Source organism: Tessaracoccus terricola, assembly GCF_054776555.1.
The window spans coordinates 364,076-385,850 of sequence record NZ_BAAHBS010000004.1 but is presented as its reverse complement, the minus strand read 5'-3'; the positions used below and the strand labels follow the sequence as shown (position 1 = coordinate 385,850).

Below are 21,775 nucleotides of genomic sequence, written 5' to 3'. Positions count from 1 at the left end.
CCGTCCGGAAGTGCGTGATGAAACGTTCGAAACTCTCTGCGCTGACCCGTTGACGATGATCGGAACATCTGCCTAAGGTTGCACTAAAGCGCTTTAGCAACGAGGCAGCGCATGACAGAGGGAGTTTCACAGTGGAGACACAACCGATCACGAGGCGCAGCCTTCTGATGGGCACCGGTGCCGTGGTGGCGACGTCGGTGGCCACGTCCGTCCTCGCGGGCGGGATGTTCCCGAGCGAGGCAGCGGCAACGCCGACGACCTGGGTGGACGTCGTCGGGCACTTCGAGTCCAAGCACGAACCGTGGGCCGTCCACCTCGGCAACGAGTACGGCGCCGCCGTCGGCGAGTTCACCCGGGACGCCACGCGTGCGGCCGAGGGGAACCAGTCCGGCCGCCTCCTGGGCGACTTCTCCGCCGCCGGCCGGTACGTCGCGCTCCGCAAGACGCTGGACCGCCTGGCGGTGACCAAGGTCACGTTCAAGATCCGTACCGAGGGCGTCTCGCGCGTCCAGGTCCGGCTGGTCAGCGCCACCCAGGGCCAGCGCAACGCGCAGGTCAACGTCACACCCGGTGCTCCCGGTTGGCAGAGCGTGGAGGTGACCCACTGGAACAACGTCGCCGGAATGCAGGACGTCATCCGTCTGGAGCTGCAGGTGTGGAAGGACCACATGGTCCTCGGAGCAGGTTCCGCGATCGCGTGGTTCGACGACGTCAGGGTCGAGCACACCGTCGACCCCGTCGTCCCGTCCGGCCTCGAGACAACCGGTCTACCGCTCGTGCTGGTCGGCGAGCCCGACCTCGTCCCGCTGGTGGTCCGGGCCCGGTACGCAGATGGCGCCCTCAAGGACGTCACACAACACTCAACCCTGTCCTCGGGCGACGAGTCGGTGCTCCGGATCAACGAGTTCGGCTACCTGACCCCCGTGGCCCCGGGGGCGACGTCGATCACGGTCGACCACCTCGGCGCCACGCACGAGTTCCCCATCGAGGTGCGCGCTCCACAGGAACTCCTGCCGCTGCGGGTGGAGGGCGGCAAGCTGATGGAGGGCGACAAGCGCTTCGGCTTCACGGGCTTCAACTACGACCTCATGATGCTCCGCTTCCCCCGCACCGCTGACTGGAGCGGCCTCGACGCCGACATCGCGCTGATGGCTCACTGGGGGCTTCGAGCGGTCCGCGTCCCGATCAACCTTGGCATGGTGCAGCCCGCCCGCGGAGTCTTCCCCGACGATGCGGCCTGGGCCGACGAACTCACCACCCGGGGGATGAATCCCGCATGGCTGGCGATGCTGGACCATTTCGTCACGCAGGCCGGCAGGCACGGCATCCGCCTCGTGCTGGACTGGCACCGCTTCCCCGTCGACCCGTACGACTACTGGTCCGGCGGCAACAACCACGACGCCGGCACGGGGAAGCCCGGGACAGCGTTCAGCTACCTGGCACCCTCGTCCACCGAGCGCGGGGCGCTCGACCTCTCCGACCCCGAGCACCTCGCGGCGCTCCTCGACTCGCATCGCTGGCTCGCGGCGCACTACAAGGGCAACCCCAACGTCATGGGCATCGAGATCCCCCACAACGAGCCGCACGACGCGTTCATGTCCGTGCAGTCGAACTGGAGGCGCATCACCGAGAAGTGCGCGTTCACGATCAAGCAGGCGGACCCGGACCGCCTGGTGTTCGCGATGGTCGGCGCATACGGCCATGACGTGTCCACCTCCGTGGCCACCTGGCAACTGCCCAACCTCGTGGACGGCAACGCCCCGCACCACTACATGCCCAATGCTCCGCTCGAACTGCGCCCCGACGCCCAGGACCGCCACTCTCCGTGGCTGGCCCGTGACGTCGACGATGTCTTCTCCCACGCGATCGCATCGCTGTTCGCCCCCTACTCGACGTCGCCGGTTCCGGTCTACAACGGCGAGGGCGGCAGCTACGGCTGGGACTCCTTCCTGCCGGACATGGACCAGGCCACCGCGGGTGACCTGATGATCGAGGCGGCGCTCGTGCAGTACTACGCGGCCGGCGCGGTCGGGAAGATGCACTGGGCGCTCTGGCACAACGCGAACGACTTCGAACCCTTCCGCGAGTCCTTCGACCGGCACTTCCGTCGTTACTCCCCCGTCTACGCGGCAGGCCCGGTGGACTGGTCCGCAGCCACGGTCGCCCTGGTGCAGAACCCGGCGGCGGCCCCGATCGCCAACGGCCACAACTTCTCGGTGGTGCCCTTCGTCAAGATGGCGCTCGACCTGAACCTCGGCCCGTTCCATTTGCTGACCGACGACGAGATCATCGACCGGTTGCTGACGATGGTGCCGACTGGGCTTGAGCAGGTCGACGGTCTCACCGCGGAGTTCGACTACGACGCCGTCGTCGCTGACCGCCGCAACCTCGACGAGCGGGTCCGCGCGGTACTGGCCTCGGACAGCTTCGAGCTCCCGATCCTCTGGGTGGATGACCTCGAACACCTCAACAAGGGCCGGCTCGCCGACTTCCTGACCGGCGCGGGGGTCCCGGTCGACCGTCGCACCTCACCCGACCACCAGTTGGTCGTCGGCCCGGAGCACCTCGTGGTCTACCGTCGCTCGATGAAGAACCCGGGCCGCGACAAGGTGCACCCGCGCATCAGCCGAGAGGGCAGCTTCCGGCTCGTTGCCGAGAACGGCGACCAGGTCTTCTCGGGCACCTCGGCGCAGTTGCTGTCAGGGGGCCTTCGCGTGCAGCTCGACAAGTGGCGCAGCGCGATCTTCCGCATCGAGTCCTGACCCGTCGAGACCCGAAGTCCGGCTCCGGGGGCGACAGGTGGCCGCCCGTAGCCGGCGAGAGCTCCATTTCGCGCGGTGGCAGCTGATCCGCTAACATGTTCGATGGCTCAAGGGGCCAATCGGGGTGTGGCGCAGCTTGGTAGCGCGCGTCGTTCGGGACGACGAGGCCGCAGGTTCAAATCCTGTCACCCCGACAAAGCAGAAACCGGCTCTGGCAAGCGGAAACGCTCGCCAGAGCCGGTTTTTCGCTTCCCGCCGCAACCTACCAGGCGACAACGTTTCCGGAGGCATCCAGGCAGCTCAGGTCCGGGCTGCCCGGCGGGATGTAGTTGTTCTCGAACTCGGCACAGTCCAGGACCGCCTGCATCTCCAGCACCGTCGCCCAGGAGCCGCCGGCCTTGCTCCAGACCACCATCGAGCCCCCGCAGCCGGGCGCGAACGTGGACCCGGAGGCGAAACCCGCCGGGTGGAAGCCGGTGATGGTGAGCTCAAGGGTGCAGTCGTAGGAGTCGGTGACCCCTGCGATGGAACCCACGAACGCGCGGAAGTCCTCGGGGAGGTCGGCGATGGTGTCGAGGTCGTCGGCGGACTTCACCTCGGCCTCCAGCGCCGTCCACTCCCCCTCCACGGGCCCCATGGTGCTGGGGTCCTCCGTGACGGGCGCCGTCGGCGACTCGGGGGCCTGGGGCGGTGGCGTGGGCCCCTGCTCGGTCTGCTCGGTGGTCGGGCTCTCCCCAGCGGTGCTGGTGTCCGCGTCCGGCGACGCCAGGGTGGGCGTGACCGTCGCCACGTCGCCGGTGGCGGTGGGCGGGGCCGGGTCGGAGCCGTCGGTCTGGCCGCAGCCGGCCACCAGCAGCAGTCCGAGCGCCAGCGCAGGCAGGGTCCGCTTGATTCTCATGCTTGAAGTCTTTCACGCCCACCCAAGTGCCGACGCCAGCGCAACAGTGTTGCGGGAGGGTCCGTGTACGGCTGCGGGCGCAACAGTGTTGCGCTGGGGTCAGTCGACCCGGCCCAGCACCAGCGGCGTCGGCTCCGGCTCGGCGTCGGAGTAGCCGACGGCACCCTCGAGCGCCTCGATCGCCCTGGCGAAGCTGTCCGGCCGGTCCGTGTGGAGGGTGAACAGCGGCTGGCCGGCGGTGACGCGGTCCCCCGGCTTGGCGTGCAGTTGGACGCCGGCACCCGGGTCGATGGTGTCCTCCTTGCGGGCCCGCCCGGCCCCCAGCCGCCAGGCCGCCACACCGACGGGCAGGGCCTCCAGCCGCTCGATCCAGCCGTCACGCTCCGCGCGGACCACCTCGGTGTGCGACGCAACGGCCAGTGGAGCGTCGACGTCGCCGCCCTGCATCGTGATCATCTTGCGCCACAGGTCCATGGCCCGCCCGTCGGCCAGCGCCTCCGCCGGGTCCACGTCCCCCTTGCCGACGGCGCCCAGCAGCTCGCGCGCGATCGTGACGGTGAGCTCGACCACGTCGGAGGGCCCGCCGCCGGCGAGCACCTCCAGCGCCTCGCGCACCTCCAGGGCGTTGCCCGCGGTGAGCCCCAGGGGGGTGTCCATGTTGGTCAGCAGGGCGATGGTGTTGATGCCGGCATCGGTCCCGAGGTCCACCATCACCCGACCCAGTTCGGAGGCGGCCTCGACCGACGTCATGAACGCGCCGTTGCCCACCTTCACGTCCAGGACGAGCGCACCGGGGCCCTCGGCGATCTTCTTGCTCATGATGGAGCTGGCGATCAGTGGTACGGCGGCCACGGTGCCGGTGGTGTCGCGCAGGGCGTAGAGCTTCTTGTCGGCCGGGGCGAGGCCGGAGCCTGCCGCGGCGATGGTGATGCCGATCTCGTCGAGCTGGGCGAAGAGCTCCTCGTTGCTGAGGTTGCCGCGCCAGCCGGGGATGGAGTCGAGCTTGTCCAGGGTGCCGCCGGTGTGGCCGAGGCCGCGGCCGGACAGCTTGGGGACCACGACGTCGTAGACACCGAGCAGGGGCGCCAGCGGGAGGGAGATCTTGTCGCCCACCCCGCCGGAGGAGTGCTTGTGCACCACGGGGCGGCCGAGGGATGAGAAGTCCAGGCGGTCGCCGGAGTTGACCATCGCCATGGTCCAGCGCGCCACCTCCTCGCGGCTCATGCCGTTGAGGTAGATCGCCATCGCGAGCGCCGCCATCTGCTCGTCGGCAACGATGCCCTTGGTGTAGGCGTCGATCACCCAGTCGATCTGCTCCCCGGTGAGGGCGTGCCCGTCGCGCTTGGCGCTGATCACATCAATGACGTCCATGTTCATGCCAGCGATCCTAGTTCTCCGGACCAGCCTCCTGCTGGCGGGGCGGCAGAGCCGCGAGCTTGCGCGCCAGCACGTTGCGCTCGCCCTCGTTCCCGGTGCCCGCGCGGGCGGTCTCCAACTCGGTGCGGGCCTCGTCGGTGCGGCCGAGCCTGGTCAGCAGTTCCCCTCGCACCGCGTGCGGGAGGTGGTGCCCGGCGAGCTCTCCCCTGCCGAGCAGTTCGTCGAGTGTGTCCAGACCGGCCTGCGGTCCGTCGGCGTGGGCCAGCGCCACCACTCGGTTCAGCGCCACCACCGGGGAACCGGTGAGCTGCAGGAGACCGTCGTAGAGGGCCGTGATCCTTGCCCAGTCGGTGCCCGCGACGCTCTCGGCGACGGCGTGGCACTCCGCGATCGAGGCCTGCAGTGCGTAGTTGCCCAGGGCCGGGCCGAGTTCGACGGCGCGGGCGAGGGCGGTGCGGCCGCGGCGGATGGCGTCGCGGTCCCAGCGGCGGCGGTCCTGGTCCTCCAGCAGCACCGGCTCGCCCGCGGCGTCGACGCGGGCCGGGAAGCGGGCTGCGGTCAGTTCCATCAGCGCCAGCAGGGCGTGGGCCTCCGCGCTGTCCGGGAGGAGTCCGGTCAGGACGCGGCCCAGGCGGATGGCCTCGCGGGCGAGGTCGGTGCGCATCCAGGCCTCACCATGGCTGGCGGAGTGGCCCTCGGCGAACAGGAGGTAGATGGTGACCAGCACGCCTCGCAGCCGTTCTGGGAACTCCTCCCGGGGCGGGGTCTCGAAGGCGACCCCCGCGTCGGCGATGCGCTTCTTGGCCCGCACGATGCGTTGCTGGACGGTGGCCACCGGGGCGAGGAAGGCGGCGGCGATCTCCTCTGTGGTCAGGCCCGCCACCACCCGCAGCGTCAGCGCCACCTGCGCCTCGGCCCCGAGCACCGGGTGGCAGGCGATGAACACCAGGCGGAGCACGTCGTCGTCGATGGTGTCGGGGTCCCAGGGCGCGTCGGTGGGTGAGCCCTGCTCGATGCCGAAGGCGAGCTCCGAGAGGCGGTCGCGGTGGCGGACGTCGCGGCGCCACTGGTCGATGGCGCGGCGCTTGGCGACGGCGGTGAGCCAGGCCGCCGGGTTGCTCGGGACCCCCTTGGCGGGCCACGCGAGCAGCGCCTCGCCGAGGGCGTCCTGGGCGAGGTCCTCGGCGAGGGTGAAGTCGCCCGTGATCCGGGTCAGGGTCGCGGTGATGCGGGCCGCCTCGATGCGCCAGACGGCGGCGACCGCGCGCCGGGCGGATTCCTCCGCCGTGCGCGCGGCCCCGTCGTCGATCTGGCTGGAGTTGGTCATCAGTTGGTGCGGGCGGCCTGCTCCTCGCGCCAACCGGCCTCCTTCTCGATCCACTCGTTGTCCGCCGGGAAGTCGGTCTCGTCGGTGACGCGGCGGATCTCGAGCTTGGCACCGGGGCCCAGCGGGCAGCGCTTGCCCCACTCGGCGGCCTCCTCGATGGTGGGCACCTCCAGCATCCAGAACCCGGAGAACAGCTCCTTGGTCTCGCCGTAGGGGCCCTCGGTGACCAGCGGTTGCTCCTCCGAGAAGTCCACCACCAGCCCCGGCTCCTCGGCCAGGCCGTCGCCGGCGATCATGACGCCGGCCTTCAGCAGGGCCTCGTTGTAGCGGCCCATCTGTTCGATGACCTGCTCGAAGGGGACTTCCTTGTAGGCGGCCACGGCTTCGTCGCTGGCTCGCATGATCAGCATGAACTTGGACATTTCGAACTCCTTCTCGCGGGTCGTGTCTCGACCCTCTCACCCATGACGTCGATCGGGAAGAGCGTGGATCGACATCCGTCAGAAAAAAGTTCGGGCGAGTTCAGTCGAGGTTGTGACGCAGGTAGGCGGGTTCGCGCAGGCCGAGCAGTGCCTCGGTCATACGGACGGTCTCGACGGTGCGGGCGACGTCGTGGGCGCGCACGATCCGCGCGCCCCGTTCGATGCACCAAGTGGTGGTGGCGACGGTGCCGGCCAGGCGCTGGTCCTTGGGACGGTCCAGGGTCTCACCGATGAAGTCCTTGTTGGACAGCGCCGCGAGGGTGGGCGGCCCGAGCCGGGTGAACTCGTCGAAGCGGCGGCAGATCTCCAGCGTGTGGAGGGTGTTCTTGTTGAGGTCGGGGCCGGGGTCGACGATCAGCTGTCCCATCCCCACCCCGGCGGCGGTGGCCCGCTCCACCCGGTCCACGAGGAAGGAGACGATCTCCCCCACCACGTCGTCGTAGTGCGGCTTGCGCAGGTGCTTGCGGGGTTCGGCGCGGGAGTGGGTGATGATCAACGTGGCGCCGGTCTCGGCGGCCAGGGGCGCCGTCGCCGGGTCGTGCAGGCCGGAGGTGTCGTTGATGATGGCGGCACCCGCGGCGATGGCGGCGCGTGCCACGCCCGAGCGGAACGTGTCCACGGAGATGGCGACGTCGCTTCGCTTGGCCACCTCCTCGATGAAGGGGCCGATGAGCTCGATCTCCTCGGCCTCGGACACGTCCCGCGCGTCGGGGCTGAACGGGACGCCGCCGATGTCGACGATGTCCGCGCCGGCCTCTGCCGCTGCCAGGGCCGCGTCCACCGCGGGCTGCAGTTCGAAGGTGAGTCCGGCGTCGAAGAAGGAGTCCTTGGTGCGGTTGACGATGGCCATCACGGCCACCCGGTTGTCGAAGTCGAAGTCTCGGCGGCCGATGCGGCGCTGCGCGGCCGTGATGGTGGGTAGGGTCACGGGTCCATTCAACCAGCCCGGCCGCCCCTGTCGCGTCGCCCGGCCCCCGCGACCCGACACGCCGTGAAGAATCGGGCGGGAGGGTACGGGCACCCCTTCCGCCCGATTCTGTCGGCGGGTCGGGTCAGGCCCGATGCGCTCGCCGGGCGGAGCGGGCCCGCGGGAGCTCAGGAGGCGCGGCGGGAGAGCCGCAGCGGAGCCAGGGACCAGTTCAGCGCCAGCATGACCACGCCGCACACGGGGACGACGAACAGCGCCCAGCGCAGGGACGTGGCGTCTCCGATGGCGCCGATCATGGGCGGGCCGACGAGGAACCCGACGCGCAGGAGCCAGGTCACGATGGTCAGGCCCGTACCCGGCCGCATGCCGGGCAACTCGTCGGCGGCGTGCATGGCCGACGGGATCACCGTCGCCACGCCCCAGCCCGCGCAGGCGAAGCCGATGATGGTGCCGACAGCGTTGGGGAACGTGAGCGCGAGGCCCATGCCGACGACGGCGATCACGGCGCCCTGCACCAGCGCGCCGCGGGGGCCGAACCTGTCGACGAGGCCGTCGCCCATGAAGCGCCCCACCATCTGGGTGCCCTGCAACGCGACGAACGCCATGCCGGCCACGAACGGGACGACGACGAACGCTCGGTCCATGTAGATGGCGCCCCAGCTGGCGGCGGTGTCCTCGATCAGGCCGGCGGCGGCCGCCATCACGCCGAGGGCGGCGAGCCGGAGCAGCACGGGGCCGGGGATCCGGCGCGACGGCGCGGCCTCGTCGGCGTGGGTGGTCACGGCCTCGCGGTCGGGTCCGTTCAGCAGCATCCGGCGGCAGCCGACGTCGAGCGCCAGGAAGATGACGGACAGCCCGAGGGCCTGCGCCCAGATGGGGATGCCGAGCTGGGCGGCGGTGGAGCCCAAGAAGCCGCCGCACACGGCGCCGATGGACCACCAGGCGTGGAAGGAGTTCAGGATGGAGCGGCCGTAGCCGCGCTGCACGCGCAGGCCGTGGGCGTTCATGGAGATGTCTGTGATGGCGTCGAAGGCGGCCATCAGGAACAGGCCGGCCGCGAACACCAGTGCGGCGGGGGCGTTGCCGATGACGTTGATCATCACGATGGCCCCCACCTGCGAGATCACCGAGACGTTGGCGGAGTTGAAGCGCCGCATCAGGGCGGCGGTGGCCAGGCCGGCGGCGAGGCCGCCCAGCGGCCCGACCGCGATTGAGAGCCCCCAGAAGGTGTCGGAGAGCTGCAGGGCCTGCTTGATCTCCGGGTAGCGCGGGATCAGCGACGCGTAGGTGGCGCCGTTGAGCCAGAACAGCAGGGCGACGCCCCAGCGGGCGAGCCGCACCTGCGGCGAGGGGGTGGGGGCCATCAGGGCCTTCCTTGCTGGTGGTCCGGCTCTCCCGGCCCGGGACTACTCCGCGGGGGTGGCCGACGAGGTGGCGGGCTCGGGCGCGAACATGGAGCGCCTGCCCTCGAACGCGCGGCCGAGGGTGACCTGGTCCGCGTACTCGAGGTCGCCGCCCACGGGCAGGCCGCTGGCGGGACGGGTGACGCTCACGCCGAAGTCACGCAGCATGCGGCTCAGGTACGCGGCGGTGGCCTCGCCCTGGGTGTCCGGGTCCGTGGCGAGGATCACCTCGGTGACCTCACCGTCGGCGAGGCGGGTGAACAGCTCACGGGTGTGCAGGTCCCCGGGGCCGCGGCCGTCGATCGGCGAGATCGAGCCACCGAGCACGTGGTAAAGCCCACGGAACTCGGACGTGCGCTCGATGGCGATGACGTCCTTGGACTCCTCCACCACGCAGATCATGGAGCGGTCGCGGCGCGGGTCCCGGCAGACCCGGCAGCGGTTCTCCTGCGTGACGTTGAAGCAGACCTCGCAGAACTTGGCGGACTCCTTGACGCGACGGAGGGTGTCGGCGAGCGCGAACACCTCCTCCTCGGGCGCGTCCAACAGGTGGAACGCGATCCGCTGGGCACTGCGGGGGCCAACCCCCGGCAGCCGGCTCAGCGCGTCGATGAGGTCCTGGATGGGGCCTTCGTACACCTCAGAACCCGATGCCCCCGGGAGCGCCGGGCATGCCGGGCATCTGCGGCATCTCGGGCATGCCTGCCTTCATCGCGTCGTCGGCCTGCTCCTTGGCGGTGCGGAACGCGGCGACTACGAGGGCACCGAGGGTCTCGGTGTCATCGGGGTCCCACGCCTCCGGCTTGATCTGCACGTCGGTCAGTTCCCCGGCCCCGGAGACGGTGACCTTGACGAGGCCGCCACCGGCGTTGCCCTCGAAGCTCTTGGCCGCCTGCTCCTGCTGTGCCTTGAGCATGTCCGCCTGGAGCTTCTGTGCCTGCTCCATGAGCGCGTTCATGTCGAGTCCTTCAAACATTCCCACTCCTTCGTTCGACCCTGCGGGCCAAGCTTATGCGCATCTGCTTTCGCCGGGCTTTCACCACGGCGCGGGACTCAGCGTTCGGACTCGCTGACGTCGATGACCTGGGCCCCGAACGCCTCGGTCAGCAAGCCGGCGGCGGTCTCGTCCGCGTCGGCGAGGCTGGCGTCGTCCGGTTCCACGTCCGGGTACGGCTCGGGCTCCGGGGCGGAGGCCGCCGACGCCGCACGCTCGGCCGGCGGGGGCTCGGGCGCGGCCGGCATCTGCCCGGCGGGGCGCTGCGCCGGGTGCTGCGGCTCCTCGGGGCCGCCGCCCGCCACCACGGTGTTGATGCGGAACTCGACGCCGATCACCTCGATGAGGCTGTCGGCGAGCACGTCCAGGCTGCCCGAGGTGCCGAAGTTCTCCTTGGCGCCGGGGTTGGAGAACCCGAGCACGAGCGTGCCGTCGGCGGCGTCCACCACCTGCGCGTGCTGGCTGAGCATCATGTAGGTGAACCGACGGCGCCCCTTCACCTCCGCGAGCACGTCTGGCCACAGGCGCCGCACCTCGGCGGCGGTGAGGCCGTCCTTGGGGCGGGTGGCCTGCGGCCTGGGGGCAGCGGCGGCGGGTGCCTCCACTGCCGAGGCCGAACCAGTCGGCGGCTGACCGGCGGGCCGTTGGCGCAGCGGGTGCCCCATCGACGACGGGTCCTTGGGCGCCTCCGGGGCGCCTCCGCGTTCCCCGTCGGCAGGAGCCTGGGGTGCGGGCTCCGGCGCAGCGGCCTGCTGGGGTGCGGCCGGGGCTCCGGCGGATGCCGCAGAAGCCGCGGCGGGCGCGGTCCGGGCCGGCTCGGACGGTGGCGCAGCGGGCGTTCCCGGCGGCGCCCCGGCGGGACGCTGGCCCTGCCGGGCAGGGGCGGGCGACGCGGACGACTGGGCCGCCGGTCGTGCGGGTGCCTGCGACGTGGCCGCCGGTGCCGCCGCGGGGGCGGGGGCCGCCGCGGACGGCACGTCGGACCAGTTTGCGGGCGCCTCGGTACCGCTGCCGAGCATCCCCACCCGGCGCTCCAGCCGATCCATGCGGGCGTGCAGGCCGCGCTCGTCGGCGTCGGCCCCCGGCAGCAGCACGCGGGCGCACATCAGCTCGAGGTGCAGGCGGGGCGCGGTGGTGCCGCGCATCTCGGTGAGGCCCGTTGCGATCACCTCGGCCGCGCGGGTCAGCTCACCCGAGCCCATCCCGGCCACCTGGGTGGCGAGGCGCTGCGCCTGGTCATCGGCGACGTCGAGCATGCCGTTGCTGGCGGCCTCGGGCACGGCGGCGAGGATGACGAGGTCCCGTAGGCGTCGCAGCAGGTCCTCGGCGAAGCGGCGCGGGTCCTGGCCGATCTCGACGATCTTGTCGATGGTGCGGAACACCCCGGCGGAGTCCCCGGCGGCGAAGGCGTCCATGATCTCGTCGAGCAGGGCGTCGGGGGTGAATCCCAGCAGCGCGGTGGCCTGCTCGTAGGCCACCCCCTCCTCCCCGGCGCCGCCGAGCAGCTGGTCCAGCACGGACAGCGAGTCACGCACGGACCCGCCGCCGGCCCGCACCACCAGCGGCAGCGCCTTGTGGTCCACCGGCACCCCCTCGGTGGTGCAGATCTGCTCGAGGTAGTCCCCCAGCACCTTGGGCGGCACCAGCCGGAACGGGTAGTGGTGGGTGCGGGAGCGGATGGTGCCGATGACCTTCTCCGGCTCCGTGGTGGCGAACACGAACTTGGCGTGCGGCGGTGGCTCCTCAACCAGCTTCAGCAGCGCGTTGAAGCCGGCCGTGGTGACCATGTGCGCCTCGTCGACGATGTAGATCTTGTAGCGGCTGTGGACCGGTGCGAAGAAGGCGCGCTCGCGCAGGTCACGGGCGTCGTCGACACCGCCGTGCGAGGCGGCGTCGATCTCGATGACGTCGATGCTGCCGGGGCCGCCGCGGGCGAGGTCCACGCAGGAGCGGCACGTGCCGCACGGGTCCGAGGTGGGGCCGGTCTCACAGTTCAGGCAGCGTGCGAGGATGCGCGCGGAGGTGGTCTTGCCGCAGCCCCGGGGCCCGGAGAACAGGTAGGCGTGGTTGACCTTGTTGTTGTCCAGCGCGCGCTGCAGCGGCACCGTGACGTGCTCCTGGCCGATGACCTCGGAGAACTTGTCCGGCCGGTAGCGGCGGTACAGCGCCAGCGGGGCCGCGGGCGCCTCCGGCCGGGCTGTGGACTCCTGCCGCGACGGCGGGGGCGCGAGTTCCTCCCCGCCCTCCTCCTCGACGGCGGCCGTCACCTCCCCCGGTGCGGCGGCTGCCGGTTGCGCAGGGGCGGGCGGCTCATCATCGTCCACGTCCCCGAACAAGTCAGGGCCGTCCTGCACCATCGGCGGCTCGACGGGCTCGTCGAAGAGCCCGGGCCCGTCCTGGGTCCCGAAGTCGAAGCCGTCGGCCGCGTCGTCGTACTCGTAGTCCTCGTCCACACCCACACCCTATTCCAGGCCACCGACAACCCGACGCCACGGACCAATGACCGCATGCAGGCTTTCCGATAGTCTCAGGCGATGGCGGAAGGCCCGGGACAGGGACCGGACGGCAGACCAACGCAGCAGGGGCGCGCAGGCTCCTGGTGCGGAGAGTCCAGGGGGACAAATGATCGAGTCGATCCAGACGCTCTGGTTCCGGATAACCGTGAGCGACGACCCGAAGCGCAAGCTGGTGAACAAGCAGGCGCTGTTCATCGGGCTGCTGCTGATCGTTGCCGTCGTGCTGTCCACCGAGGCCGGCACCATCGCCGCCCCGGACCTGTTCTACGTCTGCCTGGTGCTGGCCGGCATCGCCACCGTCGCCGCGTTCGGCCTCCCCTGGGCCCGGATCCCGGTCGTGTGGTCCGGCCTGATCCCGGTGGCGGACTTCATCGCCGTCGGCCTGCTGCGGGCCTCGGTCAGTTCGGACATGATCGGCGTCTCGCTGCTGTGCTTCCTGCCCGCCCTGTGGCTGGTGACGCTGTACCGGACCCCCGGGATGTTCCTCGCGACCGGTCTGGCACTGGTCTGCGTGGCCATTCCCGTCATCATCAGGGAGGCGAGCGCCCTCAGCCCCGCGGTGGTGCTGCGGGCCATGATGCTGACGCTGGCGGTGTTCCAGGTGTGCTGGTTCACCTCGGGCCTGCAGTTGTGGCTGGAGCGGGCCACCGAACGGGCGCAGCAGGAGGCGGACGAGAAGGACGCGCTGCACCAGCGCACCGCCAGGCAGGAACGGCTGCTGCAGAACATCATCGACACCATCGACGTGGGGCTGGTGGTCCTCGACCGCGACGGCAAGGAGGTGCTGCGCAACGCCGCCCAGTGGGTGTTCCGCGAGCGGTTCCTGCCTGCGGACGAGCCGAACGCCCCCGAGTCCCGGATGTTGACCTACCTGCCCAACACCGAGGTCCTCGTGCCGCCGGAGGGGCGCCCGCTGCGTCGCGCCGCCAATCTGGAGACCTTCAGCAACCAGTTGCTCGCCGCCGGCCCCCTCGGGGACAACCAACTGATCCTGTCCGCCTCCGCCCGGCAGATCACCGACGCCGATGGTGAGCGCGACGGCGCGGTGATCACGTTCTCCGACGTCACGTTCCACATGAAGTCGGCCCACTCGCAGTCCAGGTTCGTCTCGATGGTCTCCCACGAGTTGCGCACGCCCCTCACGTCGATCATCGGCTTCCTGGACCTGACCCTCGACGAGGAACTCACCCCGGCCGCCCGGTCCCACCTCGCCGTGGTGCAGCGCAACGCGGAGCAGCTCCTGGTCATCGTGGAGGACCTGCTGCGCAACCAGCGCCTGGCCAACGAGCGGCTCTCCTTCCGGCTCCTGCCCGGCCGCCTCAGCGAACTCGTGGGCCTGGCCTGTGACTCCATCGAGGCCCAGGCCAACGCGAAGGACGTGGCCATCGTGCGGGACCTCGTCCCCACCCCGGTGGCCCCGCTCGACTCGGCGCGCCTGACACAGGTGGTGGACAACCTGCTCTCGAACGCGGTCAAGTTCACACCGTCGGGCGGCACCGTGACCGTCCGGACGGAGGTGCTGGAGACGACGATGGACGTGGTGGTGGCCGACACCGGGATCGGCATGACACCCGAGGAGCAGTCCCTGCTGTACGCCCAGTTCTACCGGGCCGACGGCGCCCGGGCCCGCAACATCCCCGGGGTGGGGCTGGGGCTGGCCATCACCCGCGACATCGTGCACGGGCACGGCGGCCAGATCTCGGTGACCTCCGAGGCCGGGGTGGGTTCGACGTTCCGGGTGTCGTTGCCGCTGCCCGAACGCGATTGAGGGCATGAAAAGAGCCCCTCGCGCACCCGGAAGAGCTCACTTACCCTTGCTGCCTTCCGACCCTGGGGGAGTTGGGCGAGATCCCGCCGCGCGAGGAGCCTTCGAAGAGTCTACTGCATCCCGGACGCTCCCCCGAATCTGAGAAAACCCAGCGTTGTCTTAGAATGGTGGGGATGCATGTCAACGCGGTTGGACCGCAGGGGGCCGCCAAGGCCTCCCGACGACTCACGTGGATGGACCTCCTCCGAGGCACCGCCGTCCTCCTCGTGATGCTCAACCACACCGTGAACATGGCCCACATCGACGGCTGGCCCATGCCGGGCTGGATGCTCTCGGTGACGCGGCCGTTCGAACCGTTCCGGCTGCCCATGCTGCTGCTGATCTCGGGCCTGTTCCTGCCCCGCGCACTGGCCAAGCCCATCGGCACCTACGTCTCCGGCAAGCTGCGCAACCTCGCCTGGCCGATGCTGCTGTGGGCGCCCATCACCGTGTTCACCCACATCCCCGAGCGCGCCGCGGACCCGCGCGCCTACATCGGCACCTCCCACCTGTGGTACTTGCTCACGCTGCTGTTCTGCTACGCCGTCGGGCTGCTCGCCCACAAGCTGGGGGCCGGCTCCCGCTGGTTCCCGATGTGGCTGCTGCCGGCCGCGTCGCTGCTCGTGCTGTTCCAGTGGCTGCCGGAACAGGTGAACTTCTTCTGGTTCGGCGCCTTCTTCTTCGCCGGCGCCGCCCTCGCCCCCAACGTGAAGCGCCTGCAGGAGGCCCACTGGGGCGTGTTCGCGGCGCTCCTGGCGGCCACCGTCGTCGGATCCTGGCTGCACGTGACCAAGATCACCGAGGGCCAGAGCCTGCTCACGTTCGCGCTGGCCCTGGCGGGCTGCGGGGCGATGGTGTGGCTGGCACCGCGGGTCCCCCGGGTCCGGCTGGTGCGCGGCCTGGAGTCGATCGGCCGTCGCTCGATCATCTACTACGTCGTGCACCTGCCCGTGATCGCGGCGCTGTACAACGTGCTCCAGCCGCTGGGCGTGCCCACCGAGGTGGCCGTGGGCTCTGCCGTCGTGGTTTCGTTCGTGGTGCCGCTGCTGCTGACGCGGGTGCGCGGCATCGACGTGTTGTTCTCCTTCCCCGCCAGCCGCCGCCGGGCCGCCGCACCGTCGACGACGCCAGAGCGCGAGTCCGCCAAGGCACGCTGATCGACCCTCAACCATTTCCTGAGAATTCTTTGCTTTGTTCTCAGAAAGTGTTAGGTTGCTTCGGTCCGAACTCGAACCCCAGACAGAAAGGGGACGGCGATGCTCAAGCGCTCGCTGCACATCTTGCTCCTCGTCATCGTCGGAGCCACGCTCGGGGTCGTCTCCCCCTCACTGGCCAACGCCGACGTCTACACGGAGCCCGGTGACCACGTCGAGAACGGCCGCTACTGGAACACCGACTGCGAGATGTACTCCTCCAACGTGGTGCGGTGCGAGACCGTCATCTGGGCCACCACCGTGGTCGAGCACGACGGCAAGTACTACAACCACGACGCCTGGACGTTCAACAACATGACCTACCTGCCCTCCCCCTCCGGCGTGTGGAGCGGCAACCCGCTGGCCCGCTCCGGCTCCTGGACCGCTGACGACGGCCGCCAGTGGAAGACCGAGTGCAACACCGCCAAGACCGGTGGCAACGCCTGCCGCTCCTACGCCATGTCCAGCGTGCTGACCCCTTCGGGCACCACCACCAAGTGGGTGTTCAACAACATGGTGAACTTCTCCACCAGCACCATCGCCCCGCAGACCACCATCCCGGCCGCACGGCCCGACATCGACGGCATGCCCGTGGACACCGCGTTCGTCCCGCCGGTCAACACCAACCCCGTCAACTCCTGCCGCGCCTCCTACTACGGCCCCGGCTTCCACGGGAACCGCACGGCCAGCGGTGAGCGCTTCAACCAGTACGCGATGACCGCCGCCCACCGCACCCTCGCGTTCGGCACCAAGGTGGAGGTCACCAACCCGGCCACCGGCAAGAGCGTCGTGGTCACCATCAACGACCGCGGCCCCTACTCGGGCAGCCGCTGCCTGGACCTGTCCCTCGGCGCGATGCAGGCCGTCGGCGGCATCAGCTCCGGCGTGATCACCGCCCAGTGGCAGGTCGTCGACTGAGTCACTGGCAGACCCCCCGGCACGCGATGGCAACCCAATCGGGCTGCCATCGCGTGTTGTGGTCGCAAGGAAAGAAAACTGAATCCACAGGCGGGACCGTTCCCGCCCGGGCGGCGCCACCCCCACTTCTTTGGGGAGTGGATCGGCCCGATGTTATCGTCACCGGAGCAATTCTTCATGCACTCGGAAGGCCACGCATGTCAAAACGCACACTGAACCTCCTGCTGGTGGTGGTCGTAGGAGCCGTCCTCGGACTCGTGCCCACCCAGGCGGCCAACGCCGTCGAGCCGACGGTGTACAACCAGCCGGGTGTCCACCTCGTGAACGACCGCTACTGGAAGACGGAGTGCGCCATGTACTCCGAGGACATCGTGCGCTGCACGACCAGCATCTGGGGCACCAAGGTGGTGACCCACGAGGGCAAGCACTACGACCACGAGGGCTGGGTCTTCAACAACCTGACCTACCTGCCGTCCGCCAAGTCGAAGTGGGCCGGCAACCGGCTCGCCGCCACCGGCTCGTGGACCGACGACGCCGGCCGCCAGTGGCGCACCGAATGCCGCTCGGACAACACCTGCCGCAACTACGTGACCACCAACCTGCTGACCAAGGTGGACGGCGCCTACCAGACCATCCGCAAGGAGGTGCTGAACTCGATCGTGCAGTTCTCCTCCTCGTCGGTGGCCCCGGTCACGGAGATCCTCCCCGCGGCCCAGACCCCCGCGGGCGCGCCGGTCGAGAAGGACTTCGTGCCCCCGCTGGCCCCCACCCTGTACACGCAGCCCGGTGACCACTTGGTCAACAACCGCTACTGGCACACCGACTGCGCCATGTACTCCTCCCAGATCGTGCGCTGCAGCACCGACATCTGGGCCACCAAGGTGGTCACCTACGAGGGCAAGTACTTCACCCACAACGGCTGGACGTTCAACAACATGACGTACCTGCCCGCACCCAAGCGAGTCTGGGGCGACAACCCGCTGGCCAACCCCGGCCAGTGGACCGCCGAGGACGGCCGCCAGTGGAAGACCGAGTGCAACACCCCCACCACCGGTGGCAACGCCTGCCGCTCCTACGCGATGGCCCGCGTCGTGGACGCCTCCGGCGGCACCTTCACCGCCAGTGACAAGTGGGTCCTGAACAACATCGTGATGTTCAGCACCTCGACGATCGGCCACCAGGACAGCATCCCGGCCGCGGCCCCCGCACTGTCTGGCGTCCCGGTCGAGCACGAGTTCGCCCCGCCGGCGAGCCTCACCTTCCGCCCCGACGCCCGCTGCATGACCGGCCGCGCCCTGTGCGTCTCGAAGAACCAGCGCCAGATGGCCTGGATGATCAACGGCCAGATCATCAGCGTCTACGACGTCCGCTTCGGCCGTGAGGGCGCATCCACCGAGACCCGCAACGGCACCCACAAGGTGCTGTGGAAGTCCCGCAACCACGTCTCGAGCATCTACCACACGGCCATGCCGTTCGCGATGTTCTTCGACGGCGGCCAGGCCGTGCACTACTCGGACAACTTCCGCCGCACCGGGTACAACGGCAACTCGGGCGGCTGCGTGAACGTGCGCGACTACGAGGGCATCAAGTGGCTGTTCGACACCCAGGTGAAGAACGGCGACAAGGTGATCGTCTACAACTGATCCGATATCGGAGCAGTTCCAGAAGGCTGCGGCGCGTCCCGGGGACGGGGTGCGCCGCAGTTTTTTCCATTGGCGAACATTCTTCCCCGCCAACAGCACCTGACAATGGGTTTCACGAGAATTCCCCCGCCGCCGACTTAATCATCGGTCCTTGTGCCAATGGAATTCACGGCAACTCCTCGCCCCGCTGTCAGTGGGCAGCGATATTGTGTCGCGCATGGTCGAGGAACAGGCTGCACCACCCAACGGCTCGCGGAGTTCCGGCGGAACCCTGAGTTCCGTCATCTACCGGCTGCCCGCGTTCTGGCGGCGCGCCACGCTGATCGGCTGGGACGGGTTGTCCTGGGTGCTGGCCATGCTCGCCTTCCTGCTGGTGCGCTACGACTTCCACCTCACCAGTCCCCAGTGGGCGTGGGTGATCGCCTACACCGTGACGGCCTTCGTCCTGCAGGTGGCGCTGGGTCTGGTCACCCAGATCTACCTCGGGCGCAACCGCATCGGCAGCTTCGCCGAGGCGTCGTGGGTGGGTTTCGTGGTGGTGGTGATCGCCCTGCCGCTGGGCCTCGTGTTCAGTGCGCTGACGGAGAACTTCCCGCGCGGCGTGGCCATCATGCTGCCGCCCACGGCCCTGATGATCATGGCCTCGGCACGCTGGTTGTTCCGCAGCCTGATGGCCTCGCGTCCCCGCCCGGCCGCGCAGGACGCCACGCCAGCGCTGGTCTACGGCGCCGGGGACGCCGGCTACCAGGTGGCCCAGCTCGTGGCCAAGGCCGAGGAGCCGCCCTACCGGATCGTGGGCTTCATCGACGACAACGTGGACAAGCGCAACCTGCGCATCGAGGGCCACCGCGTCCGGGGCACCGGCGCGGACATGGTCACGGTGGCCCGGGAGCGGGGTGCGCGCACCGTCGTGCTGGCCATCTCCAACGCCTCCGCCAAGCTGATCCAGAGCGTCTCTGACCGCTGCCAGGCCCACGGCCTGGAGCTGGTGGTGCTGCCGCCGGTGCGGGAGATGATCGGCGGCCAGGTGACCCTCGGGGCCCTGCGCCAGTTCAACGTCGCGGACCTCCTGGGCCGGCGCCCGATCCGCACGGACCTGAGCGAGATCGCCGACTACATCACGGGCAAGGTGGTGCTGGTCACCGGCGCCGGCGGCTCGATCGGCTCGGAACTCGCCAGCCAGGTGCACAAGCTGGGCCCTGCCAAGCTGCTGCTCCTGGATCGCGACGAGTCAGCGCTGCACGGCGTGCAGCTCAACCTCTACGGCAACGGCCTGCTGGACACCGATGACATGGTCCTCGGGGACATCCGCGATTACCAGGCCCTCCTGACGGTGTTCGAGGAGCACCGCCCCGACGTCGTGTTCCACGCGGCCGCGCTGAAACACCTCCCGATGCTGGAGCGCTTCCCGCTCGAGGGCTGGAAGACCAACGTGCTCGGCAGCCTGAACGTGCTGCGGGCCGCGCATGCCGTGGGGGTCGAGCGGTTCGTCAACGTGTCCACGGACAAGGCCGCCGCCGCGACGAGCGTGCTGGGCCGCACCAAGCGCCTCGCGGAGCGGCTGACGGCCTGGTTCGCCACCGCCCACAACCTGCCCTACCTCTCGGTGCGCTTCGGCAACGTCCTGGGCTCGCGCGGCTCGGTGCTGGTGGCGTTCCGCGCGCAGATCGACAAGGGCGGCCCCATCACCGTCACTCACCCGGACGTGACCCGCTACTTCATGACCATCCCCGAGGCCTGCGAACTGGTGCTGCAGGCCGGCGCCATCGGGACCCCCGGAGACGTGCTGGTGCTGGACATGGGTGAACCGGTCAAGATCGTGGACGTCGCCGAGCGGCTCGTGGCCGAGTCCGGCAAGGACATCGAGATCCACTTCACGGGCCTGCGGCCGGGCGAGAAGATGCACGAGGTGCTGTTCAGCAACCTCGAGGAGGGCTCGGTCACCAGCCACCCGCTGATCAGCGAGGTCTACGTGCCGGCGCTTGATCCTGACCTGGTCCCGGATCAGCCGGACAGCCGCGACGCCGTCCTGGAACTGCTGGACACCGAGCCCACGATCTACCCGGGAACCACCATCGACTCGCTGCGCTGAGCGCGCTCAGCGGGTGGCGGCGGGCGTCTTGGCCTGGCGCTTCCCCCGGGTGGCGGTCTGTGCTCCGGCCTGCTCCGGGCTGTGGCTGGAGTAGTAGTCGCCGTAGGCGGTTTCCTTCGACGCGGGGACGTCGTTGAGCACCATGCCCAGCAGCGTCACGTCGCCGGCCTCCAGCAGCTCGAGCGCAGCGTCCAGCTGGGGGCGGCGCACCTTCCCGGAGCGGGCCACGACGATGGCACCGCCCGTCTGCGCCGAGAGCACGACGGCGTCGGTGACGGGCAGCAGCGGCGGGGCGTCGAACAGCACGTAGTCGTACTGGCGCTCCACGGTGGCCAGCAGGTGCGCCATCGCCTCGGAGCCCAGCAGCTCGGACGGGTTGGGCGGCACGGTGCCGGCGGGCAGCACGGCCAGGTAGCCGGGTGCGACGTCGATGACGAGGTCGGCAAGGGTGCCGCGGCCGGTCAGCACGTCGGAGAGCCCGAGTTCGCTGTCCAGGCGCATGCGGTTCGCGAGCTGGGGGCGACGCAGGTCCGCGTCCACCAGCAGCACGGACTCGCCGGCGTGGGCCAGGACGCGGGCCAGGTTGGTGACGGTCTCGGTCTTGCCCTCACTGGCCAGCGACGAGGTCACCACCATCGAGGAGCGGCGCTCTCCCCCGAGGCCGACGAAGCCGACGTTGGTGCGCAGGCGGCGGTAGGCCTCGGCGTTGGCCCACTGCTGCCCGGTCTGCTCGGAGGCGCGGTCCGCGGAGGTGTCGATGCGGCCGATGGAGGCCAGCACGGGCGCGTCGGTGAGCGCCTCGACGTCCTCCATGGTGCGCAGGCGCGTGTCGAGGACGCTGCGCAGGACCGCCTGGCCCAGGCCGAGGAGGATGCCCAGCAGGCCGCCCAGGGCGAGGTTCATGGCCGGGCGGGGCGCCGTCGGGGAGGTGGGGACCAGCGCGGAGTCGATCACCTGGGCGCTGACGAGGCGGGTGCCGTCGGGTCCGGGCGGTGAGAGCACGTCCACCGCGGACAGGAGGCTCTGCGCGACGGCGTTGGCGATGGTGGCGGCCTGCGCCGGGTCGCCGTGCTGGGCCGCGACGTCGATGATGGAGGTGGAGGCCGGGGACGTCACCGAGAGGCTGCGGGCGAGTTCACGCTGGGACACGTCCAGGCCGAGTTCCTCGATGACGGGCCCGAGGACCAGCTCGGTGGTGGCGACGTTGACGTAGGAGGCCACCTGCCGCTCGGTGTAGGTGGCGCCCTGGGACAGCTCGCCGGCGGTGCCTCCGCTCTCCACGGTCAGGAAGATGGATGCGGACGAGGTGTAGGTGGGGCTCTGCAGCAGCGTGAACCCGGCTGCCAGGACGATTCCCAGCAGGAAGGTCGCGGACGCGCTCCGCCAGTAACGCCGGAAGATCCGTAGGTACTGCTGCAGCTCCATCAATTATCCT

16 protein-coding genes, 1 tRNA gene and 1 other RNA gene are annotated in these 21,775 nt (G+C 70.0%); 7 read left to right on the top strand and 11 right to left on the bottom strand.

Annotation, left to right across the window (positions count from 1 at the left end; genetic code table 11):
* The first annotated feature begins 131 nt into the window (after positions 1–131).
* Entirely contained in the window at positions 132–2,762 is a 2,631-nt protein-coding gene (locus ACYU7G_RS07560; protein WP_461106392.1) for a glycoside hydrolase family 5 protein, read from the top strand.
* A gap of 120 nt (positions 2,763–2,882) precedes the next feature.
* Positions 2,883–2,956: transfer RNA gene (locus tag ACYU7G_RS07555), tRNA-Pro, on the top strand.
* 68 nt (positions 2,957–3,024) lie between these two features.
* Here ACYU7G_RS07555 and ACYU7G_RS07550 read toward each other — a convergent pair.
* From ACYU7G_RS07550 to ACYU7G_RS07510, 9 genes are all read right to left on the bottom strand, one after another.
* Positions 3,025–3,660, bottom strand: a complete 636-nt coding sequence (locus ACYU7G_RS07550; protein ID WP_461106390.1) for a hypothetical protein — start codon at positions 3,658–3,660, stop codon at positions 3,025–3,027.
* A 99-nt stretch (positions 3,661–3,759) separates the two neighbouring features.
* Complete coding sequence (locus ACYU7G_RS07545; RefSeq protein ID WP_461106388.1) at positions 3,760–5,037, bottom strand: thymidine phosphorylase; 1,278 nt, start codon at positions 5,035–5,037, stop codon at positions 3,760–3,762.
* A 10-nt stretch (positions 5,038–5,047) separates the two neighbouring features.
* Positions 5,048–6,397, bottom strand: a complete 1,350-nt coding sequence (locus ACYU7G_RS07540; protein ID WP_461106386.1) for an RNA polymerase sigma factor — start codon at positions 6,395–6,397, stop codon at positions 5,048–5,050.
* Positions 6,364–6,786 carry a YciI family protein gene (locus tag ACYU7G_RS07535; protein ID WP_461106384.1) on the bottom strand — a complete coding sequence of 141 codons (423 nt, stop codon included), beginning with the start codon at positions 6,784–6,786 and terminating at the stop codon, positions 6,364–6,366. Before ACYU7G_RS07535 ends, ACYU7G_RS07540 begins: the two co-directional genes overlap by 34 nt.
* Before the next feature lie 100 nt (positions 6,787–6,886).
* Positions 6,887–7,774 carry a dihydropteroate synthase gene (folP, locus tag ACYU7G_RS07530; protein WP_461106382.1) on the bottom strand — a complete coding sequence of 296 codons (888 nt, stop codon included), beginning with the start codon at positions 7,772–7,774 and terminating at the stop codon, positions 6,887–6,889.
* Positions 7,775–7,941: 167 nt separating this feature from the next.
* Positions 7,942–9,138 (bottom strand): MFS transporter, encoded by a 1,197-nt coding sequence (locus ACYU7G_RS07525; RefSeq protein ID WP_461106380.1) that lies wholly within the window; start codon positions 9,136–9,138, stop codon positions 7,942–7,944.
* Between the two features lie 42 nt (positions 9,139–9,180).
* Positions 9,181–9,816 carry a recombination mediator RecR gene (gene recR, locus ACYU7G_RS07520; RefSeq protein ID WP_461106378.1) on the bottom strand — a complete coding sequence of 212 codons (636 nt, stop codon included), beginning with the start codon at positions 9,814–9,816 and terminating at the stop codon, positions 9,181–9,183.
* A 1-nt stretch (position 9,817) separates the two neighbouring features.
* Complete coding sequence (locus ACYU7G_RS07515) at positions 9,818–10,153, bottom strand: YbaB/EbfC family nucleoid-associated protein (RefSeq protein WP_461106376.1); 336 nt, start codon at positions 10,151–10,153, stop codon at positions 9,818–9,820.
* Between the two features lie 77 nt (positions 10,154–10,230).
* Complete coding sequence (locus ACYU7G_RS07510; protein ID WP_461107258.1) at positions 10,231–12,528, bottom strand: DNA polymerase III subunit gamma and tau; 2,298 nt, start codon at positions 12,526–12,528, stop codon at positions 10,231–10,233.
* Positions 12,529–12,793: 265 nt separating this feature from the next.
* Here ACYU7G_RS07510 and ACYU7G_RS07505 point away from each other — a divergent pair, with 265 nt between their 5' ends.
* The gene (locus ACYU7G_RS07505; protein WP_461106374.1) at positions 12,794–14,455 is read left to right on the top strand and encodes a sensor histidine kinase; all 1,662 of its coding nucleotides are present in this window, start codon (positions 12,794–12,796) and stop codon (positions 14,453–14,455) included.
* A 6-nt stretch (positions 14,456–14,461) separates the two neighbouring features.
* Here ACYU7G_RS07505 and ffs read toward each other — a convergent pair.
* Positions 14,462–14,558: signal recognition particle sRNA small type (ffs, locus tag ACYU7G_RS07500), an RNA gene on the bottom strand.
* Positions 14,559–14,628: 70 nt separating this feature from the next.
* Between ffs and ACYU7G_RS07495 the strand changes: the two genes are divergently transcribed.
* The 4 genes from ACYU7G_RS07495 to ACYU7G_RS07480 all read left to right on the top strand — a co-directional run bounded on the left by ACYU7G_RS07495 (position 14,629) and on the right by ACYU7G_RS07480 (position 20,340).
* Positions 14,629–15,651, top strand: coding sequence for an acyltransferase family protein (locus ACYU7G_RS07495; RefSeq protein WP_461106371.1), 1,023 nt, complete (start codon positions 14,629–14,631; stop codon positions 15,649–15,651).
* Between the two features lie 99 nt (positions 15,652–15,750).
* Positions 15,751–16,605 (top strand): septal ring lytic transglycosylase RlpA family protein, encoded by an 855-nt coding sequence (locus ACYU7G_RS07490; RefSeq protein ID WP_461106369.1) that lies wholly within the window; start codon positions 15,751–15,753, stop codon positions 16,603–16,605.
* A 197-nt stretch (positions 16,606–16,802) separates the two neighbouring features.
* The gene (locus ACYU7G_RS07485) at positions 16,803–18,248 is read left to right on the top strand and encodes a L,D-transpeptidase (protein WP_461106367.1); all 1,446 of its coding nucleotides are present in this window, start codon (positions 16,803–16,805) and stop codon (positions 18,246–18,248) included.
* A 217-nt stretch (positions 18,249–18,465) separates the two neighbouring features.
* Entirely contained in the window at positions 18,466–20,340 is a 1,875-nt protein-coding gene (locus tag ACYU7G_RS07480; RefSeq protein ID WP_461106365.1) for a polysaccharide biosynthesis protein, read from the top strand.
* A 6-nt stretch (positions 20,341–20,346) separates the two neighbouring features.
* Here the strand turns inward: ACYU7G_RS07480 and ACYU7G_RS07475 are convergent, their stop codons facing one another.
* Positions 20,347–21,765 (bottom strand): tyrosine-protein kinase domain-containing protein, encoded by a 1,419-nt coding sequence (locus ACYU7G_RS07475; protein ID WP_461106363.1) that lies wholly within the window; start codon positions 21,763–21,765, stop codon positions 20,347–20,349.
* Between the last annotated feature and the right edge of the window lie 10 nt (positions 21,766–21,775).

Excerpts from the sequence above, each read along its gene's own strand:
- ACYU7G_RS07525 (WP_461106380.1), bottom strand. The coding sequence starts at position 9,138 with ATGGCCCCCACCCCCTCGCCGCAGGTGCGGCTCGCCCGCTGGGGCGTC.
- ACYU7G_RS07475 (WP_461106363.1), bottom strand. The coding sequence starts at position 21,765 with ATGGAGCTGCAGCAGTACCTACGGATCTTCCGGCGTTACTGGCGGAGC.
- ACYU7G_RS07490 (WP_461106369.1), top strand. The coding sequence starts at position 15,751 with ATGCTCAAGCGCTCGCTGCACATCTTGCTCCTCGTCATCGTCGGAGCC.
- ACYU7G_RS07480 (WP_461106365.1), top strand. The coding sequence starts at position 18,466 with ATGGTCGAGGAACAGGCTGCACCACCCAACGGCTCGCGGAGTTCCGGC.
- ACYU7G_RS07550 (WP_461106390.1), bottom strand. The coding sequence starts at position 3,660 with ATGAGAATCAAGCGGACCCTGCCTGCGCTGGCGCTCGGACTGCTGCTG.
- ACYU7G_RS07535 (WP_461106384.1), bottom strand. The coding sequence starts at position 6,786 with ATGTCCAAGTTCATGCTGATCATGCGAGCCAGCGACGAAGCCGTGGCC.
- ACYU7G_RS07505 (WP_461106374.1), top strand. The coding sequence starts at position 12,794 with ATGATCGAGTCGATCCAGACGCTCTGGTTCCGGATAACCGTGAGCGAC.
- ACYU7G_RS07545 (WP_461106388.1), bottom strand. The coding sequence starts at position 5,037 with ATGAACATGGACGTCATTGATGTGATCAGCGCCAAGCGCGACGGGCAC.
- ACYU7G_RS07495 (WP_461106371.1), top strand. The coding sequence starts at position 14,629 with ATGCATGTCAACGCGGTTGGACCGCAGGGGGCCGCCAAGGCCTCCCGA.
- ACYU7G_RS07485 (WP_461106367.1), top strand. The coding sequence starts at position 16,803 with ATGTCAAAACGCACACTGAACCTCCTGCTGGTGGTGGTCGTAGGAGCC.
- ACYU7G_RS07515 (WP_461106376.1), bottom strand. The coding sequence starts at position 10,153 with ATGTTTGAAGGACTCGACATGAACGCGCTCATGGAGCAGGCACAGAAG.
- ACYU7G_RS07510 (WP_461107258.1), bottom strand. The coding sequence starts at position 12,528 with ATGGTGCAGGACGGCCCTGACTTGTTCGGGGACGTGGACGATGATGAG.